This is a genomic window from Candidatus Omnitrophota bacterium, from assembly GCA_014728045.1.
Classification (GTDB): Bacteria; Omnitrophota; Gorgyraeia; order Tantalellales; family Tantalellaceae; genus WJMH01.
Genome location: WJMH01000012.1, coordinates 14,739 through 34,420 on the forward strand (window position 1 = coordinate 14,739; position 19,682 = coordinate 34,420).

At 52.1% G+C, this 19,682-nt stretch carries 1 protein-coding gene (only partly in view); it reads left to right on the forward strand.

Annotated elements, in window-relative coordinates; genetic code table 11:
- Positions 1-19,682: the 3' portion of a hypothetical protein gene (locus GF409_04055; protein ID MBD3426389.1), read on the forward strand. It extends 14,722 nt beyond the left edge of the window; only the last 19,682 of its 34,404 coding nucleotides appear in the window; its start codon lies beyond the left edge, outside the window; it ends in the stop codon at positions 19,680-19,682.

The following is a 19,682-nucleotide window of genomic DNA, read 5'->3' on the forward strand; positions in this document are numbered from 1 at the left end:
GGGTCAAACTTAAACGTCTGCAAGGCTCCAACAGTGCCAAGGCAGGCGAACTGGTCAGGCATATCGATGCCTATATCTCGCTCTCGGAAGCCAAGATAAACGCGATGAGAGCAGAAGGCGCGCGGACCAGGACCGAATCGGAGATAAACGATATGATCGAGAACCAGATAAGCGGCATGGAAAGCGACCTCTCTAGGAGGTTCGGCCTGTGGATACCACCGTTCCACGAATACCATACAACCCGCGGATGGATCCTGGAGTATCTCAAGGTCTACCACAGGGCACAGAAGATAGAGATGCTCGGCCCGAACAGTAAGCAGCAGGATAAGATCGATGGATACAAGAAAGAGGCGAGAAAGAAAATAGGCCAGAGGCTGGACGATCTCACGGTGGAAGACGATATTGAAGACCTCCTCGAGGATATATCGCTTGTACGCGCTCTTATGCGTTACGATATACAGCCCGGCAAGGCCAGGTTGTTCGAGATGCAGAGCCAGATAGCCCTGATAAAACTTATGAACGCCGAACTGGAGGAGATCCTGGAGGATGCTTCGACCGGAGAATATGAAGAAGCCATAAAGAACGCGGATAAGGTCCTTACCGCTTGCGTGAGACCTGTCCAGGGTGGCAATAACACTTACACGCAGCTGAGAGATAAGCTGGTGGCGAACCAGACGAAGGTGCTTATAGCCTGTATGCAGTATAAGGCCGCCGAGTATAAAAAGATAACAGATGAAATCTCCAAGGCGGACAATGATGACGCGGAGGATTATCTTGATGAACTTGAAGAGGCCGAAGAAACTCTCCGCGGGCTTTACCGGATCGCCGCTTCCTTTGACGAAGCCGAAGGGATCACGCCGATCACCCCCGACGGGAAAAAGGTGATAACCGCGATGACGGCGGCTTTGGCCATGGTCAGAAAAGAGCTTGATGCTGTCAACGGCGTAAGGTCGCTGGCCTTCCTGAAAAGAAGCGTATATCAGCTTAACCGTACGGTGGATTTCGAAAACGACGTGGATAAACTTACCGGTTACACTCGGACAACTGACCCGACCTGCCCGCTGAGCTCTACGCACCTGAGGCAGCTCAGGACCACCGAGAACGACCGCGTGAGCACGAGAATGCTCGATCGCATACTGGAATCGACCAGCCAGGCCCTCAAACATGATAAGGACAATTTCCAGGCCGTTGAACTGCGCCGCAGCGTGCAGGATAAGTACACCATGGTACTCATGGGGCGGCTGAATGATTTGCAGAGAGATATAAAAAGAAGAATCGACAGGGGAAGATCCGCCACACGCGGCCAGATATCGGACGTAGAGGAAGTTGTGAACAGGATCCTCGATGTTAATTCCGACAGGCTTATCGGCCTGCTCAAACCCGGCGAGGAGAGCATTAACATGCTCAGGAAGATATCCGACAGGACCGGTGCGACGGTCCTTAGCTTCGAGCATCTGCCCGAGAGCGTGCAGATGACTGATGACGGGCGCAGGATATTCCAGATGCTTATCGACAGCTGCGAGAAGGCCGGCGGTAAGCATACCCCCCACAGGAAGATGATAATAGAACTTATACAGCGCAGGTACCACCAGGAAACAAGAGAAGCTGTTTTCTGGGGAGGACCCTTGATACATGTCGATATAGGGATCAGTTCCAGCGGTATGGGGCAGTTCTTCGGGAAAACGGCCACCACGCCCTGGAGCAACCTGGTGAATGTCGGGTTCACTAAGAACGGTCTGTTCTGGGTTACGACCCCGATACGCAAGATACCGATACTGGGAGATATTCTTGAACACATGCTGGGTCTGAAAGGATACATAGAGCATAGAAAACGGAGCATGGAAATGCACGGTGCCAAGTCCAAAGAACACCTCCAGCGCGCCGAGATGGAAGCAGTGAACCACTGGGTAGCCCTCTGGGGAGCCGTGAAACAGTACCAGTCAACGGACTCCGCCAGGGAGAAGTTAGCGGCCGAACTGGATGTGCTCGTTGCCGAAAGGGACCAGAAGAAGGAATATTTCTCTTTCAGGAGGAATTACACCGAACTTATGGATCTGGAAGGACGCATAGCCAACAAGAGGCTTGAGCTATCACGCTGTGACGCCGACATGCGAGCTTTAGAGACGCTTCTGTATTCGCTCGGGGTCAATGACCCGAAGGAATTCATCGCCGAGGACAGTGAGTACGCTAAAAAAGGTTTCGTGGACTCCAAGCTTGATGAAGTGTTCGATCTGTTCGGGGCGGGTTCCAAGGAAGCAGCAAGCGAATGGGGAATGAGGATGAAGATAAGGATCGCCCAGGACAAGGTGGCGGCGCGACTTCCCTCGGCAACGGGAGAGACCTCAAGCGTGATGCTCGAAGTCTCTTACGGCGAAGGCTACGCGGGCGAGGTACGCGACCAGTGGAAAACAAGCGTGCGTTTCGCAAGGGAAGAGACAGTTTCGGGAATAGTAGACGCGATAGGCGGGTATACGAGAGATTCCCGCAGGCACGCGCTGAAAGCTAAAGAACACGAACAGCAACTTGAGAGGCAAACGATGCTGCGCGAACTGGCCGAGCTCAATGCGAGGTACTGGAGAGTCGTGGCCGATTACGAGCAGCTCGCGGAGAAATACAGGGTTGCCGAAAAAGCCTGTGAAGACGGCCGGAAAAGAAGGAAAGCCGAAGAGATCAGGCCGATGCAGCTCAGGGACCTGCAGGACCAGCGCGATCAGGCGAGGGCGAGGATGGAAAAGGCTCTGGCCGATATCAGGATGCTGGAAATGGAGTTCAAGACAAGTTTTGGCAAGGAGATACCGGATGCGAGTTTTCTCAGGAACTTCGGGTCTGTTCTCGCGCCGCTGGCCATAGACAGTATAGTGCAGAAAGCGAAAGCTGCCTCCAGCGATGTGGATTTCTCAAGGGATGAAAAGGTACGCGCACTTGAGGAATACATCATAAGCAGCCGCCAGCGACAGTCCAGCGTACTGCATTACCTCTCGAGCATAAAACTGGGTGTATGCTTCCAGGACAGCGATTTCACGGCAAAACCGGTTGACGCGGTAATGCCCACGCTTACTTTCGTGCTTTACGGTTCCAACTGGGAAGCAAGGCGCGATAAACAGCGCAACGAACATATATACAACATTTACCAGCTCCGCAGGAGGCAGTCCGAACTTCCCGTGGAATACCGGGTAAGGCTCATAGAACTACAGGCAGCCGCTGAAATGCTGAAACTGGAGTTTGAGAACCTTTCCGGAGCGAGCAAGACCATACAGGAAGAATACGACCAGGTGCTCAACGATTACAGGAGGCGCCGCATTGATTTGGATACGATGAAGGCGCGCCTGGAGAAGATAGACAGGAACGAATATATAGAAAGCCTCGCCTCATTCCTTTCCGCGTACGAGAAGTTCTCGATGCTGACCAGACAGCTCGGCATGGAGATGCCGCCTCTGACCGAACTGGGGGCCGAGAAGGATGCCGGAAAAGGCGAAGAGGTCAAAGCCGGGGAAAAGACCGAAGAATCAGGAACCGTACCGTCTGAAATAGAACAAACATATACGGCCGTGAACATACCTTCCAGGGAGGAGTTCGGCAAGGGCCTTAAGAGGAGGACCGGCTGGAGATGGGGTGATTACTGGGACAGTTACAGCGCAAGGCACGACAACCAGCAGATAGAGGCCTTTCTCGAGAAATACGGCCTCGAGCCCGCCGAGACCAACAAGGCCGGGTTCTTCGCCTTTCGCGAGGGTCTTATCGAGCTGAGCTCCAGGAGAGGACACCTGTTCGGCAGGGGAGGGACGCTTTACCGGTATCTGGTTGACCAGAAGAAGATGTCCGAGGAAGACGCTCTCAGGAAGCTCGCCTCGCTCAGGGATATATACTGGTCCAGGTTCTGGCAGGTCCAGGACCAGATCGTCAAACCTTTCCTCGAGAAAAAACTCGGGTACGAGCCCGACACGGATAACGATTTCGCCATACTGATGGCATGGACCGATTACGCGATGGGTGCCGGCAGGGATGAAGGCGCCATGATAGAATATCTGGAGACAGAGCTTAGCGATGACAACCTAGTTACCAAGATACTCAAGAACTTCTTCCGCGTTCAGATGATGCAGGCGCTGGAGAACGATTATGACAGGGTCCTTGACAGGGTGAGAGAGGCTTCCTTCCATATGACGGCCGACCAGCTTCAGGGTGAGGTCGAGACGCGCGGCGTGGATATCGATTCTTTCAGGGGACTTATGGCCGGTTTCGAAAAAGAGGTCGGAGAGTTCCTTGGGGAGGAAATAGATTATAACAACGAAGCCGACAGGTGGATACTGCATCGCGTGGCCATACTCGCATTAAGAGCAGGCGGCAGGGACGATTTCCGCGGGGACCTCGCACTTATGAACATGGTCAAGAAGGTATCCGGTGAATTTTTCAATTTCGACAAGATCACCGCCGAGTCAGCCATGAGGATGCCCGGTTCGGACACGCTGAGAAGGATATCCGACAGGATACACGAACTTAAGGCAGCCGGGGAGGATACTACGGCCCTGGAAGTTGTCTTCAACGTGCACATGAAGGCCTTGATCAGGGGCAAGAAGATCAATACCTGCTATGATACTGTCAGATGGATCAGGCGTGAAACGGACAATACCGCCATGTGGCTCCGAGAAAGGGATCTCACTCTGGCCGATGCGATAAAGAAAAAGAAAACGGACCAGGATTTTTATGTTCCGATGCTCGTCGTCTACATAAATCAGGCCACCTCTGATCGCGACCCCATGATAACGAGCGTAGAGGACCTCCTCAAGGAGGAGAACAGACCAGTTCTTGAAAGGGTCATGAGGCTTTATTACGGGGACCTCAATTTCATACTTACCAGATTCAGGACGGACGCCGAGAACGAGAAAAAGGCGATACAGGCCTCGCTGGCCGGGGACCTTTCCGACGCGCAGAGGACTAAGCTCGAAAAAAGGCTCAAAGAGCTCGAGGATTACCTTTCGACCTATGATACCAATAATCCCTTCCTCGTCGAAGCCTCGAAGAAATGGGTCAGGTTCTACCGAGAGAACTTCAAGGATTCGGCCGGGTTCAATAACTTCCTGGACAAACAGTATAAACCGCTGATGGCCCAGGAAAGCGTGAAGAAATTCCTGAGCGACGTCGCCGGGGTCAAAGAGGTCGACCGCTTGATGAGCGAGGATATGATGATATACGGCGGGTACCTGGCGATCATTCTCGAGAAACACAAGATAGATGCCAATGACGAAAAGGCCGTCATAAACTTTTGCGACCTCGCGCTCCATTTCTTTCAAAAGAACAGTTCCCTGAGGGAGTTCAAGATCGGCGAAGGTAAAGAGCAGATCAAGTATTTCATAGGCTTAGGCGAACTTATGGGTACACTGGATTCGGTCGCCCGCAGGTCCAACAGGTCGCTTACCGACATACTCAAGGACGATGACCTTAAGGTGAAAATAACGGAACTGCTCAGCAAATACAGGTTCGAATACGTTGACTTCCCCAGACAGATAGCGCTGACCGAGGGGCTGATCAAGGGCAGTGTCCCGGAAGGCAAGGTCGTAATGGTCACAGCGCCTATCGTGGACGGTAACTTCAAAAAGATAGGCGAATCCATCTCCGTAAAGGACAGGGACAACAAGAACCTGGTCACTTTCGCCAGGGTAAAGGAACATGATAACCTGCCCGATGATTATGCGAAAAGCGTGCAGAGAAGGGAAGTGCTGGTATACCGCAGGGACGCGGTATATCCGCAAGAGATGTTCCGCCTGGTCAAGGATACCGATATTTTCACTCTGGAAAGCCTGGTGGGCGCGGTAAAGATAGGCACCATAAGCACAGAGGCCGTCAGGGATGAGGACGGGACCGTGGTGGATACCCTTCTGGTGAAGAAGTATCTTGCCGGTTATACGGACGGACTGGGCAACAGCGTTGTCAAGATCAACAAGAAGGGATACGGTAGGACGATCTATGAAGAGAAGATAAAAGGGGAAAAGGTCCAGAAGATACACTACCAGTACCACGATAACGGTAGCCTCAAGAGCGTGGAGTATGAGAACGTGCTTAACGCCCCTGACCCGTACAGGGATCCCCAGGGGTATTTTCTCGCTGAACAGCACGGCCTGATCAAGCGCATCGAGTATGCCCCCTCGGATGACATATTCGTGCCGGGCCTTCTTGAGAAGATAATTTATGATGACGGGACAGTGGCTTATTACACTGACGGACATATTAAAAGGATCACTTTCAGTGAGCCCCACCGGCCTGATAAAAAGACGTATCCGCTGGATTATGATTTCGCGGCCCAGCACGGTCTTGTCGCGGAAATGGTCTTTGACGGAACCTCCGAAAACAGGTCCGTCCTGACCCGGTATGCCGACGGTACCGAAAGAAGGTATATTACCGCGGAGAACCTTGATGAGGCCAGGGAAGAGCGTCGGCAGAGCGTACGGGAAGATGATATGGACAACATCAGACCCGGCAACCTCGGCGAGATAAACGTAGGCAAGAATGCGCATATCTTCAAAGGCCCCGGAGATGTAAGAGAGAAGGCTGCTGAGATGCGCAAAGCGGATTTCAAAAAGTATCTGGTCAGAACCATCGGGGACGAAGGCAGATCATACTGGACGGCGATAAACGCGTTGATGGACAAGATAGAATCCGATCTGGACGAGGATTCCTATACTGAAGAAAAGAGGCAAAAGACCGAAGATGCGATCGCCTCACTTGAGGATATTAACCAGGTGCTGGACGATCCGCTTCTTGAGGATTACCTTGACGTTCTGAGGGATTTCCACTTTGCCAAGCTGCACGGCGGAGTAAAACGCGTTGTCTATGAAGCAACACAGGAAAAAGTATCTCGTCCGCTGGTCATTGAATACACCGATGGGACCAGGGCCGCTTTCGTTTACAAGGTCGACGCTGAAGAACTTACGGGTATAGAGAGAAATATATTCTCAAAAGAGAAGAACTGTTACCTTAAGATCCTTACCGAAAAAGGCAAGGCCCCGGTAAGGTATATCTACATCAGCAAGAGCAGGATCGCCCTCAAAGACGATTGTCTCAAGTATGTCGGGTATGAGACGCCCCTCATTGACAGTCGTTTCAGCAGGCTTCACGGCGGCGTGTCCGCGATTATCTATACCGGTGAAAGCAAAAAAGGCGGAAGGATACTCCTCAAACATTATGCCGACGGCAGCTACGAGGAATACAATTACGAGCACAAGATGTTCGGCGCTTATACCAAGACCCTCTATGAAAGGTCAGCGAGCACTATCCGAAAGAAGGTCTTCACTTATGACGCCAAGGACAGGCTTATAGAATTCACCGACCACAATGGGATCACGGACAGGTATTATTACGAGCCAGGTTTTATCTTCGCCAATCGCGGCCAGAGCGGGAACACTCTGGCGATAGAGGTCGATATAGCGGGCGTGCCCGTAAAGAACGGAGCCGTTCTGGTCTTTAAGAACGCTAAGATTACAAGCAGAAAGGAACTTGCCGAAGCAGGTGAGGCTGATTTCGCCTTTTTCTTCAACAAGGAGATAGAAAAGCTCGCCGCCACCGGGCAGCTGAACAGGATACTCAGTGACCCTGATATGGCTTATGACGCAAGCATCTGGAATAAGACCCGTGACGGTTCGGCTCTTCTGGAAAGGACCGTATGGGAAGAGGACGTTATAGGGACTTTCGCCACTCTCATGTCCGAGTCAAGGTTCAACGATACCTTTGAGCGCATGGTAGGCATATGGGAAGCTTCCATGCTGAGGGACGGGGCGAGGACGCTCCAGTACAAGGCTGGTCATCAGAAGATCGATACGCATAAGCTTTACGCCGACAGGATATACGCCGAACTGAAGGAATTGAAGTCGCAGATCGAACAGGTCCGCAGCGGAGAGAAGGAAATGGACCATTTCCAGATGGAAACCTGGCAGAGGCTGATAGCGATGAAGTTCAGGGCCTGGGAAAGACTGGCATACAGGGAACTGGTGGTCGAGGAAAGAAGCCCTGAAAAATGGATGAACAGGCGAACGGGCGCCAGCTGGTTCAGGAACGTCGTTCTCTCTTTCAGCAGGCGCAACGACCTGGATATTCTTTTCAAGGAAGTCACCGGCGTATCCGCGGAGAACATCACACCCGTTGAAAAAGTCTCCGTGAGAGGAAAGCTGCCGGTGGCTGAAGAGATCAATACGAACCGGGAGATCACCCTTGCTCTTACCAGCGAGGAAAAGACCGTTGTCGTGGATACCGGAGCGATGGGAATGAAGGACCTTTCCGATTCGACTTTATCTTTCCTCGTTAATACCAAGGAATCGTTGTGGCCTGCCATAACCATATACGCTGTTGACGGGGAAGGCCGGGAGAAGGTCCTGAGAGTCCCCGCCGAATCGGTCAAATACGAAGAGTACAGGAAATACCAGAGGGTTGAGTTCACTCCCTCCTCGAGGGATCTGAGTAATTATACCGAAGAAGAGGATTTCGACACTTCGGACGTTGTTTCGGTAAGGATCGTTTTCAGGAATACCAGCACAACTCCCGCTAATCTGGGGGTCAGGGACATCATGCTCGAGCGTAGCACTTCTCTGGCCGATACGGTCAAGGTGACCGAAACCGTGACCGTTGCTGAAGATCAGTGGATGTCCGCTTATGACATGGACGGCAGTATGTACATCGATCTCAGCCGGGAAGGCGTGCCGAGTGATCTGGAAGGCAGGTTAATCAGGGTACGCGCAAAACTGCCCGCCACTGTCGCAGGGCCGGGCAGCAGAGTTACCGTTTCTCTGATCGACGAGCAGACCAGGGCAAAGAGCGAAAAAGCGACAGTCGATGATGAAGGTTATGTTACCGTAGAGATAGAAGCCCTTTCCAAAGCCGATTTCGATTCCACTAAAATACTTATGCTCAGGGTGGAATCACCTATAGCCGAACAGGGCATGGAATTCACCGTCTGGCACAAGATAGCCGCAGCGTCGTTCGCGCTGGCCATAGCGTTGGCTTATTATTTGAAAAGGAACCACGCCAAGCTGGTCGAATGGCTGCGTAACCGTAAGATAAAGGGCCTCGGTAAGACCGTCGTAAGTCATGCGGACCTCAATAAATACATCAGCGAGAACATGCCGGAAGAGATCCGGAACGCAAAGAACATCTACGAGAGAAGGGAACAGCTCAAAAAGCTTTGCCCGGAACCATTTACAAGTGAGGATTATCCAGACATGGAGGCCGGTCTTGTGGAGATCCCCGGCCTTTATAACCAGACGGGCGTAAAGGCGCATCTGGGTCTGGGGCGTGTGTTCGGCATGCCGGTCATATACATAGACCCGATCTACAGGGCGGAAGGGGACCTTCTTCTGCATGAAATGTACGAGCTGCGTGAATGGCTGATCAAATCCGTGGAGCTTGGTCTAACGCTCGACCAGATGAGGATATGGATCAGGGAGAACATAGACCAGGCGCGTGAGTTGGCCAGCAAGTTCCATAATGAAAACCCGCACAAAGTAAGCGGTCACATGCTTTCGGGTACCGATGTAATCTACGATACCACAAGTGATGTCATTATAGCCGCCAGCACCGATCAGGAAGGCGCCCCCGAAGAGGAAGGGTCCGTAAGGGAACAGGTGATCAGGGCCACGAGCAAGCAGGAGGTCCTGCTCGCTCTGGGTGTTTCGCAGGAAGACCTTGCCGGAGAGGATATATCCGCGATCCTGCAGGATGAGAAAATGACGCTGGCTCCCTTTAAGGACAAGGTGCTGTATATCGCCGAGGACCTTGGCATAGATATCCTTAACGGTGAAGGGATCGTCCTTTTGGGCGTGCCTCAGCGTGAACTCAGGGAAAAAGCCGATATCATGAGAACCAACGACGGTTTTCCTGAAAACTTCAGGGTGCCCGTGACGGTGAGGAATCTGCTCAGAAGCGCGGAAGAGCTTAAGGAAGAGGTCGAGAACAAATGTGCCGATCACCATAAGCAGCTTGAAGCTTCCGGTGAAGCGGAAGTTATAGACGATGAAGTCGGGGAACTTGATGATTCCGATCGGGGAGAAGACCGCGACACCGGCCGGCCCGAAGGGATACTTGCTTCCAGGTTCGCCGAAGAAATGGAAAAACCCGATGAGCATACGGAACAGCCGGGAAGAAGCATGAGCGAAGGAGAAGCCTCCGAAGAGTTGCCCGAGATAAGACAATCCGTTAACGAGATGATCGGAGCGATGAAGGTGCTCGCAAGAGGCCTGAACTGGAGAGAATCACAGCTCAATAAAGCTTTAAACGAAACCGCCGGAGAACTGAGCGACAGCCAGATAGAGATTCTAAGGTTCACTTGTGATAACGCAGAATATGAGATAAGCGGTACTTTCCACCAGCGCAACAACGTGGACATAGCCGCGGGTCTGGAGAACGCTTATAAGACGATGCTCTCAGTGGAAGCGGCTCTGGGAAAGAAGGACATAAAGGTAATGGACGTTATGGGGCGTTTGGACATTGCCCGCCGTGAGAATAACAGGATACGGGAACATATTGAAAAGATCCTGCAGCTTGTGCGCGATATACGTAAACTTCGCGGTCTTGACGAAGAAGAAAGAAAGAAAGCCGCCGAAGAAGAGGCGCGCAAGGCCGAAGAAGAAAGAAAGAAAGCCGCCGAAGAAGAGGCGCGCAAGGCCGAAGAGGAAAGAAAGAAAGCCGCCGAAGAAGAGGCGCGCAAGGCCGAAGAGGAAAGAAAGAAAGCCGCCGAAGAAGAGGCGCAAAGAGACCTTATAAGGTCCCTTGAGGATGAGGTCGCCCAGAAGGCATCTGAACTGGAGCAGCTTCTCGCCAGCATGAAACGGCTTGAGCAAATAGATTACACGGCCATAATCGATGATTATAACAGGTCCGTGAGAAAAGATGATGACGCGCTTTCGCCGCACTTACCCAAGGACGGAAATGTCGAAATGGTCAAACAGAAACGGCATCACGTGCTTGCCGAGATAATGGAGACAAGAGAGCTGATAACGAAGATAGAAGAAGCTATCGCCAGGATAGCCGAAGTAAAAGGTGATATAGCAGAGGATTCGGTGCGCCCGGTCCTCGAGATGGTGAATAATGTGATGGACCTTGCCGAAGGGGAGAACTTCTGGGGCCGTGTGAACAGCAGAGCTTACTATTATTCCGATCCCGAACAGGAAGGGAAAGATTACAGCGAACAGTACGATAAAGATTACGCGCAGATCATTGCCGCCCATAAAGCGATGATCGAGGAAAAAGAGCAGCAGCTCAGGAAAAAAGCCGAAGAAGAACGGGCAAGAAAAGAGCGGGAAGAGTTCCTTAATGAGATTAATGCTGAGGTTTCGGACATTGATGAGGTTATCGCCAGGATCAGGGAGATAATAGCCGGAGCGGAAAAAGGCAAGGAAGAAGTGGACGCTTTGGTCGCGAGTATACCCCAGGAGGGTATTGAACAGGCACAGATAGATGAGATGACCGCGCAGTTCGACGGGATAGAGGCAACAGCGAATGAGCTGGGCCAGAAGAATTCCGACATCAGTGCCGAACTCGATGGCATAAAAGAAGCGCTTTCAGAATACGAAGATACCCCGTGGGCGGAAGAGGAGATGTTCCGCCTCGGGATCGAGAAACTCGGGGATGCAGGGGACCTTAACGGAGAAGCCTATAAAAGAATACGCGATCTGTTAGAAGCGCTCAACCAGGCTAGGAACAGCCTTTTGCAGGCGCAGCAGGCGGCCGAGTCTGAAAAGATGGAACCTGAAATAATCGCACCGGTAGAAGAGCCGGAAGAAGGCGAACAGGCTGAAGATGTCGAACCTGAGATAGTCATTCCTGGAGGTCCCGCCGGACCCAGTGAACCCGGTGAAGACGAACCGGACGGGGAAGAACCCGAGGACGAGGACCAGAGGTTCAAAAGGCAGCTCGAGGATGCGGAGGATATAATCAGGACACTTCGCAGGCTGGCAAAAACAATAAACGACTGGATGGGTGATCTGGAGGTCGATTTCCAGGATAAACAGGGCGAAGAGGAGATAAAAGAGGACGAAGAGATATTCCTGCCCAGGTTGAGGGCCATGGAGCCATGGACCTTCTTTGACAAGGGCAAGGTAGGCCAGTACAACCTCAGCAATCTTTACAGGTCCGTGGTTATGGCAGGTATTGCGGCTGTAATATGCCACATATTCAGTAACAATAGTCTGGTCGTGAGCTTTCCCTATATTGCTCTATTGGTTATCAAATGGCTTGGGCTGGAAGAGAAAGGCAAGAAATGGCAGTCGGGTCTTTTTGCGGGGGCTTTCTTCGTTACCGCGCAGATGCTGCTTCCGGGGCTATTAGGGATGAGCACCGTTGGAGTAAGTTTCTGGCTTTTCGCCGGCACGCTTTTCGCTTATTCGGTAAAGCCGCTTGTTATGTATCTTTTAAGGCTCTCCAGCGTGGACCTTATCAATAACCGGAGCGCTTATTCGATGGGTAACAGGCAGCCGTTCAATTATCTTTGGAACCAGATGAGAGAGCTTTCAGCGATAAAGAGCAAAATGGAGAAGATAAGCCGGGAGATCGATGGCAAGCCGAACGTCCGTGACTGGATATGGATGGACATGCGTCCTATACGTTCTAGGGGCATCAAGGTCGACGGAAAGGACGGGGAGGATTACGAAGGCGGTGTTGTCGGAAAGACCCTGACATTCCACGAGCAGATACAGCAAAGCATAGCTGAGCTCGGAGGTCTTATTCTGGAAGGGAAAGAACGTCTCAGTATAAGTGGTGATGAGGATGTGCAGGCATGGAGCAGCCAGCAGTGGGAGGAAAATCGCGCCCTTTACAGGTCAAAGAGTCCCAGGATAGGCGTCGTCGGTCGTGTATTCATGCTTTCAGCTGCGCTTTTCGCCAGCATCACGGCAGCCGCGGCATATTACGGGCTGGTTGACCTCACGTCGATCAGGGGTATGGCTGTGGTAGCGTTTGCGGTGGTGGGTACCTTGATATTCGCCGGCCAGGTATCCAGGCTGCTCATGAAGAAGGATCTATTGATAGATATACCTTCGGACATGAAGAACACCACGCGCAGGGGCAACAGGCAGATATTCAATCTTGTGGAGGAACGCACGGGCAGACCTTATTCCGGTAATCCCCTGAGAGTGTGGGATATCTGGAGGCACCTTACACAGAGCGCGGCCGCCAAAAGCATAGAAATACTTACTGAGGATTATCATGGCGTCGAGGATGTCAACAAAGAGTTCGATACGGGTATGCACAGCCTGGCGGACAGCGCGGTGGCGCGCAGCAATAAAGACAGCATGGCACTTTCCGAGGCGGAGGGGCTTGTAGAGAAGATCAAACTTCTTACGAAGACATTGCTCTTTCTGGGAATAGTGCTGGGTATTTCCTACGTGGCGGGGGTTGCCGTTTTCGGTACATCGGCTTGGATCTATCAGCTGGCCTCATCTTCACATCTTGCCGGCTGGACCGAGATATTCAGGCACGGGTTCGCTTTCATGAAGATAGTGACCGACCTTGCCGCAGGTTCGGCATGGAAGAGCATGCTTGTCAAGACCGGACCATATTTGCTCACGGGACTGATGGCCCTTGCAATGAATTACGCAATCAAGAAGCTCATCAGCGAAAAATCCAAGACTTCGGAGGCGTTTTTCGTCAACCTCGCGGGGCTTGCCTTCGCGCTGGGCGTGGTCGCAGGTCTCGTTCAGCTGGCGGCTCTGGTACAGCCCATACTGCTTGTGACCGCGGTCGGACAGCTTCTGGTTGGTAGCGTGGTCCTCGGCAGCCTCTGGATATTCGGTCTTAAGTTCTTCGGTTATAACATCGGACAGTTCGCCAAGCTTTATCCGGATGAAGAGGTCGTGACATGGAAGGATATCGCCAAGAAAGCCTTCTGGGGCGCGCTATCGGCCGGTTTCCTTGTCGGTGTACCCAGACTGACGGGTAGCTCCATAGGAGAGGTCATATTCACGGCGACGGGCAGTGTTGCCGCTGGTATAAGTCTGGGAACGGCCATAAACGTCCTGCTTGCCGGGAGCATGGTGTATTTCACGCTGAGCCTCCTTAGTATGCTCATAGCCAAGGACAGGTTCAAGGCCATAGCTGTCGACGACAAGCTTTACGTCGGGGACGACGAACCTGCACTTGACGCATCCACCGACAACTTTATCAAGACCTTTCTGGGCGGGCACCGTTATACCGAACAGGAACTTAGGATAATCGTAGAAGCCAACGCCGAGGGTAAGAAGGCCCTTAACCAGCAGGAGAAGATGATCTACGAAGGCCTGATGGGTCACGGCGGGGCTCCTTCCGGGGTGAATTATTTCAGCGACCGGATGAACAGGAAATTCGAGGCCCTTAACGCTTCCCAGCTTTTAAAGCTCATGTCCAGGGACGCTTTCAAGAAGCTCGAGCGCGAGGACAGGATACCGGAAGCGATGACAAAGAGCGAACTGGCTGAATTCCTTAACAGGGACGGAAATTACAGGGAACAGCTGGTTGTAAGGGCCCGTCTTATGTACGAGAACCTTGACATTGATCAGATCTTCCAGAGGCTCAGTGGTGCCGGGTTCAACGGCGTGAAAGAAGAGCTCAGGAAGATAAAACGGGAAGAGCTGGACGATGTGCGCGAACGTCTCAAGGAAAACGACGACGAAGCCCTCCGGATAAGGGCCGCCGAACTCGAAAAATGGATAAAGATGAGCGAGCATATTAAACTATGGGATGTTCAGAACGTCATAAAGGGCAAGAACGAGCAGATCGACGAGTGGCTCGAAGGTATAGACGCAGCAAGCCTCAGGCAGGTCATCGACAAGGACCATCTTGAAAAAAGGATGGTTCTTATGTACGATTTCATGCCCAAGACCCAGGCGTGGCTCGTTATTGTCATGGCCAACTGGGAGGATGAGATAAAGCCCCTGGTTGATTCACTGCTGACGCTCAGGTATCCGCTCAAGAAGATGAAGTTCATCTTCGCCGGTGAGACCTGGGACGACAAGACCGAGGAGTCCATAAGGAACGCCAGGCTTAACGCGATGCGCAAGATGCGCGGTCTTACGGCCGAGGCCATCAAGGGCAGCCTTCCCGAGGAATTCGAGTTCAAGGGCGCGCCCGTAAGAGAGGAGAACGCGGTACGACTGAGAGGATACAAATGGATGCCGAGGAGACTTCGCGTATTACTTACCAGGGTCTTCGGGCCTTACGTCGAGCCGTCACAGCCTTACACGAAGCCGGGCGCGAACACCTTCGTCCTGAAGGATTCTGACGGGGCTTACGGCATAATATACGATACCGAGGACAAACCGGAGTCAACCCAGATAGTAAAGTTCGTATTGGGTCTTACCGACGGTATTTCCGAGACGAGGCGCCTTAAGGATAACTTCAAAACCAAGTTCATGAGGGCGGAACCGGTACGCAGCCAGAAACCCGAAACAGATACTTCGATCGGCGCGAAGACCAAATACTACAGAAATTGCATAGCCGACGCGGTCGATCTTTACAACAAGAAGCTTTCCGCCGAAGACAGGATCGTTTCGAACCGGTATAACCTCAAAAGAGGAAAGGTCCTCAAGAGGCACATGAACTGGTTCGCGACGGAGACCCTGCCGACGCTTTTAAATATCATAAAAGACAATAAACTGCACCTTCTTTCCACCGGTCTTCTCTGGAAGGAGATACTCAACAATACCGATCAGGACGAGAGGAAAAAGCTCCTTAACCTGTATATTAGCTTCGCTAACATACCCGGTTACGGGCGGATAGCCACCGAGTATATTAACAGCCCCAGGGAGAAGGAGAACGAGTCGGCTTTCATAGAAGAGCTCATATTCGGTGAATTCGAGCGGATCAATGCTCCCAAGAACGGCCAGGGACGTCTCGCGCAGTCGCGTTCCGCAGGTCTGGCCATGAACTGGGTCAACGGTGCGTATTTCGAGGGTGAGTACGGAGCATGGTATAACATGGGATGGGACGGTTTCCACGCGCTGCCGGACACCTTCAAGCCGCTCGGTGGTACAACAGGCTGGTTCTGCACAGAACCGGTGGAAGAGATCTACTGGCAGGAGATAGATGATAAGGTCCTCGCGGATATAGGCATAGGCGAGAAGGAAAAAGAGATAATGGCCGAGCAGTACGCCACCAAGAAGAAGCTTCACACGATAGGCGCCTGGGACGAGATGCAGGTTGCGGAGGACTACATGCTTGGATTTGTCGGGTGGCTTTACGGCCTTAATATAGCCAGTTTCTATACCCTGACGCCGGAGGACGCTACCTCCACCAGCGGTCTTACGATCAACACAAGGGCCCTTCAGGTTTCAAGGTGGAACAAGGGTTACATCATAGGACTTGTGACAGTGGCATGTAAATACAGCGTGCTCAGAGAGCTCTGGAAGAAGAAAGGCCCTCTTGGGATGATCTCTTTTCTCGTTGCTACGCTTTCCAGCGCCATACATCCGATGCTTTTCAGGCTGGCAAGGGTATTCATGATGGTGTGGTGCCTGTATTTCATACCGGTCAAAGCTATAGTTTCGGCGCTGCTGCAGATACCGGTGGTCTCGGGGCTTTTCATAGCGTTCGAGAACGCCACGAAACTATTCAGCGGTCTGTCAGCCATGCAGAACCTGGTAGCCGAGATATTCCCGCAGCTTATGAACTTCATGGCCCTTGGCTGGGGATGGATCCTGGGGCCGATGATAGTCATTGTGCCCATACTGCTTTTCAAGTATTTCACCGTCAAGGCGATGTTCAAGGGAATAAACAAGAAACTCGGCCTGAGCAGGCAGAAAGAGGAGATAACGGAAGAATATATAGAAAAGAGCAGGGAGCAGAGCGTTGAAGATGTCCTGAAGATGATAAATTCCGACGCGCGCGAAGCGTACATCGAGGAAACGGTACGTGAGAGTGTGAGGGGAGAGGGCGAAAGGAAGTTCATAGCCAAGAAAGCCGGCGCTTTTGTGGGTGATGCGATGCACGAGGCCCAGATGGCCATCGCCCAGCTTGAGAGCGGGGAGAAGATAATGATGGAATTCTGGGAAAGGCTTGAAGGAATGCTGGCGGAAATGCCTTTCTACATGGAAGGGTCGGACATGGAAAAACAGATAATGGACAGGCTTTCACCGCGCGATGAGGAAAGCTTCAGGCTTTTATGGCCCCTTCTGGAAAGACATGAAGATGGCACTTATACGCTGCCCGTGGGAGTGGATATAAGCGATCTGTACCTCAGGGAACTGGCGAGAGTGAGAGTAAAGGCCGGCACGGGTGAAGAGCTTACTCCGGAGGAGGCAGAGAAACTCCGCCTGCTGGATCTGTTTTATAACAGGGATGTGGACATTCTTTACGGCCAGAAAGGTTATTTCGACCTTCTGGGCATGATATCCCCCCGCATGAGACATAATCTTGAAGAAGCGGCCCGGGGCGGCAGGTTCACTCCGGATCACGCCATGCAGATAATAACCGCAGATCCGGTCGAGGACCTCAGGGTAAGGATAGCTCTCAGGATGAACAAGAAAGAGTATTTTACCTTGAACCTTTTCGAGTTCTACCTTAACGATCCTTCCAAGGGCGGTGCCGCAGCGGACAACGCGAGGGAAGTATATTTCAACCAGCAACGTGACAAGATGGTCGCTGACGCGCGAGAATTCATAGCAAAGAGCTATGACTGGCAGCAGGCGTATGAAGTGAAGGATTCTTCCATAGAAGAGTTCAAGCTGATGCGCAGGGCGATCGAAAAAGGCGACCTGACCACCGAGGGGCTTATGCTGAAACCCGTCCAGACATGGGTTACCAAGCTGATAGGCCTCTTATTCCCGGAGATGAAAACGGTGACGCTGAACCTCATAGCTCCGAAGCTCTGGCTGTTCTACGCAGGGGCTTTGGCTTCAGGTATGCTGGCGATGGTATTCCTGCCGTCGATGCCGATATTCGCGCTCATACCGGCTATTATGGCCGTTACCTTCGCAGGAGGCATAGTAACGACCCTGGCGGTTATGGCGCTCGTGCATAAATATATCGGGTCGGCCACAGGGGATGAACGCGCCATGAGGGCGCTAAGCGTGAGGCTGGCCATGCCGAACCTTTTCATAGACTGCTACCAGACCCTTTACCTTTACGGTAACAAGGTCGCCTGGCAGGAGATAATCAGCGGAAGCCGCGTAGGTTACTGGTGGCTCACCGGAAGGGCCGTAGGTGTTATCGAGGCGACTCTCAAAAAGCACGCGGAAGGAAAATTCCATGAAAAAGCCGGTAGCATAAGACAGTCTGAATCGCAGAAAGACGCGAAGCTCAAGTCTTCAAGGCTTAAATTCCAGACCAAATGGAACTGGGGATTCATGATATTGATATTCGTGCTTGTACCGCTCGGATTGAGGTCGGACCTGAGGGACGTTATCTTCGCCAACATAGATCGCGCGATAACCAACAATTCCTATCTTCTTTCCAGTTTTCCCTTAACGCATTATCTGCTCGTTGCGGGTCTCTGCGTGACGGCGGCATTACTGGTCACAGGGTTAGTGCGCAAAGCTTTACACAAGTCGGAACAATGGAGACAGGCAGAATTCGCGGTCACGCTGGGTATGCCGTCCGATGTATATGACGAATTGATGGACTTGGACGTTAACATGAAGAAATTCGGACAGAGGACCGGTGTAACCAATTTCGTGCGCATACAGGCCGGTAAAAAGGAAGATATGATAGAAGAGCTGAAGAACAGGACAAGGGGGGAAAAATCGGTCCTTGCGCTGCTTGACAGCAGTAAGCTTCCGGTTGACCCGCATACGGACGACATAGACTTCCAGGAACTGGAAAACATGGTGAGGTCTTTTGCCAGGGAAGCTCAGACGGACATAATAGAGCTTATGCATCCTGAGCTTACTTCCATAAACCAGGAGACGGTCAAAAAAATAGCCAGTGTCGACCGCCTCAAATACGTTGTCGGCGTCATGGCACGCCTCATACCCGAAGGTGAGTGTTTAGACCTGAACGAAAAGAGCCTGTACGATATAAGGGTAGACAATATATACAATATGCACAACAGAGAGTATACCGAACGCGCCCGCAGGTACCTTGAGGGACTGAGGAGGCAGCCGTTCAAGAAAGACGACCGCAGGTATCTAGTGACAGCTGTGGACAAAGCCATGGACCTGAAACTTCTGGCCAGCTCCATAAGGGAAAGAAGAGAGGCCATGGAGGTCACCGACCAGGCATCTGACCCGGTCAAGGACATAGTGATCGTGAAGAACACGCACATTTCCTATGATCTGGACAAGATGCTGGAGAAGACCGGACTGGGCGAGTATATCACGAAGGAGGACATCATAGTGATAAGCGAGGAAGAGACGCTGACAGCCGAAAACCTCCTGACGAGGATAGAAGAGCAGACCGGTTGGCAGATACAGCCCAAACAGGTGGCCCTGGGTACCAAAAAAGGCGTCATAGAAGTGGATATGCATAAACCGGAAGTACGCGAACTGTTCAGTGAAAAGAGCGAGGACAGCATGCTGCTGGTCCAGCTTGAGGACGGACTGGCGAGCCAGCTGTACAAGATGATGGTGGAGATCGCGGCCAACGGTGACGAGAAAGTACAATGGGCTACGGATACCTTGACGAAGATGAACGGTCTTAAGGTATACACGTACCTACCCAAGATGGAGAAGATAGATCTCGAAGCCGAGATAGAGAACTACGAAAGGTACATCAGCGAGATCTTAGAGAAAGCGTAA